Raw genomic sequence first — 2,314 nt, 5'->3', positions numbered from 1 at the left:
TCATGGGTGCCGGAAGTCGTCGTCGACAGCTTCGTCGGACTCGCGCCTCCGCCTGGCTGGAAGCGACCCGTGATGGCCTCGAACCTGCCCGCGTCGCTCGCGGGGGGCTATGACCTGGCCTACACCGCGCCTCGCGTGGAGACGGTCCCCAGCGGACAGGGAGAGCGCACCATCCCCCTGCTCGTGGAGTCCTGGCCCGTCGAAGTGCAGCGCAGGGTCTTCCCCGCGCTCGCGCCGGAGGCGTACCTCGTCGCCGAACTCAAGAGTCCATCCCGCGGGGTGCTCCCGGGAGGTGAGGCCGCCCTCTTCGTCGGCGCGGATCCCGTGGGCACGACGAAGCTGAAGCTCATCGTCCCCGGCGAGCCCTTCACCCTGCCGCTCGGGGTGGACCCCTCCGTGCGCACCGCCCGCAACGTGCGCGTCGTGCAGTCGAAGGAGGGCTTCATCTCCAAGGATGAGGTCAACACCTACGAGGTGACGCTGGAGGTCCCCAACCCATACACCTTCCCGTTGAAGACGCACGTCGTGGACCAGCGCCCGCTGAGTCGTGACAGCGAGGTGGAGGTGAAGCTGGTGCGCACCGAGCCCGCCGCCAAGGAGGACGACAAGACAGGCGAGCTGAGCTGGGACGTCGTCGTTCCTCCCTCCGGCAAGAGCACGCTCGTCTTCACATACACCGTGCGCCGCCCCCAGCACTGGCGCCTCTCCCAGACCCCCTGAGGACCCCGCCATGACCTTTCTTCCGTTGACCCTCCTGGCGCTCACCGCCTCTCCCCAGGTGTCATCCGTCGTCGTGTACCCGGACCGCGCCCAGGTCACCCGGGCCCAGGACGTGACGTGCGCTGGCGCCACCACCGCCGTCTTCGAGCACCTCCCCCAAGCCGCCGCGCGCGACAGCTTCCGCGCCCGGGCCACGGGCGCCACCCTGGAGGGCATGACCGCCGAGGTGATGCAGCGCACCCAGGAGTCGACCGCCGAGCGGACCCGGTGGCGGGAGCGGGAGGTCGCGCTGGACGAAGAGCAGTCCCGCCTGGCCGCGGCCAGTGCGCAGGCGAAGGACCTGGAGCGGCTGGCCCTGGGCTACACGAGCGTCGCCGTCACCCGCGTCACGACCGAGCTCACCGGCCCCAGGCCCGACACCCGCGCGTGGGACGCCTCCTTCGACGCGGCGATGGACCTCCAGCTGCGCGCAGTGAAGGAGGCGCGCGACGCCGCGGACAAGCAGCGGGGCCTCGAACAACGGCGCGCGGAGGTGCAAGCGGAGCTCCAGCGACTGAGCTGGCTCGGCGAGCAGCAGGAACAACGCGTCGAGGTGCGCCTGTCCTGCACCGAGGGCACGCAAGCGCGAGTGGAGCTGACCTACCTGGTGGGCGGGACGTCCTGGACGCCGCTCTACGAGGCCCGCGCCCAGGAAGCAGACGGCAGCGTCGAGCTGACGGCCCTGGCCACGGTGCGACAGGAGACGGGCGAGGACTGGACGGGCGCGAAGCTCTTCCTCTCCACCGCGCTGCCGCGGCAGGACGCCACGCCGCCCGAGGTGACGCCGCTGTACCTCTCCGCCACGAAGCGACCCAAGGAGCGCAAGGTGCTCGTGCGCCGCGAGGAGGTGCAGCAGCACGCGGAGGCGGGAGCGGCGGACAACGCCACCGAGGGACAGGGCCTGCGCGTCACCTCCCAGGGGTTGTCCGTCCAGTGGGAGGCCCAGGGGGCGACGCGGGTGCCGGGCGACGGCAGCGCCGTGCGAGTGCGGCTCGGCCAACACCGGCTCAAGGCGAGCTTCTCGTGGCGGACGGTGCCCAAGCTGCATCCCGTCGTATTCCGCGTCGCGCGGCTGGCGAACACCACCGCGTTCCCGCTGCTGCCGGGCCCGGTGAGCGTCTTCCGCGACACGGGCTTCCTGGGGAGCCAGAACCTGTCGCGCGTGGCGCAAGGGGCGCCCTTCGAGCTCACCTTCGGCCTGGAGGAGGCCCTGCGCGTCAAGCGCGTCGCCGTCGAGGAGGTCGCTCGCCCCGAGGGGCTCTTCGGCGGGAAGAAGCGCTTCCGCTATGTCTATCGCTTCCAGCTCACCAACCTGCGCAAGGGCACCGAGCAGATAGAGCTGTCCGAGCACATCCCCATCTCGGAGTTGGACGACGTGAAGGTGGAGGTCGAGCCGAAGTCCACCACGGGCTACGCGCTCGACGCCGCGGATGGCATCGCGACCTGGAGGGTGAAGCTGGCGCCGGGCGAGAGCCGCGACGTGGACCTCGCCTTCCACATCGATGCCCCCTCCAGCTACGAGACCCGCTCGCTGTAGGACGGGCTCGCGGTCGCC

2 protein-coding genes are annotated in these 2,314 nt (G+C 71.0%); both read left to right on the top strand.

All coding sequences use genetic code 11. The annotated features are described in order from the left end of the window. On the top strand, window positions 1-720 hold a 720-nt coding region (locus FOF48_RS36100), incomplete at its 5' end, for a DUF4139 domain-containing protein (protein WP_143909547.1). Window positions 721-730: 10 nt separating this feature from the next. Continuing rightward, window positions 731-2,296, top strand: coding sequence for a mucoidy inhibitor MuiA family protein (locus FOF48_RS36095; RefSeq protein ID WP_143909545.1), 1,566 nt, complete (start codon window positions 731-733; stop codon window positions 2,294-2,296). Window positions 2,297-2,314: the final 18 nt, after the last annotated feature.

Source organism: Corallococcus sp. Z5C101001, assembly GCF_007352635.1.
In the GTDB taxonomy this organism is placed as follows: domain Bacteria; phylum Myxococcota; class Myxococcia; order Myxococcales; family Myxococcaceae; genus Corallococcus; species Corallococcus silvisoli.
Note: the sequence above shows the minus strand (reverse complement) of the source record. Positions and strands in the feature narration are given on the sequence as shown.

Bases quoted from the DNA above. Each gene is read 5' to 3' on its own strand.
- FOF48_RS36095 (WP_143909545.1), top strand. From the start codon at position 731: ATGACCTTTCTTCCGTTGACCCTCCTGGCGCTCACCGCCTCTCCCCAG.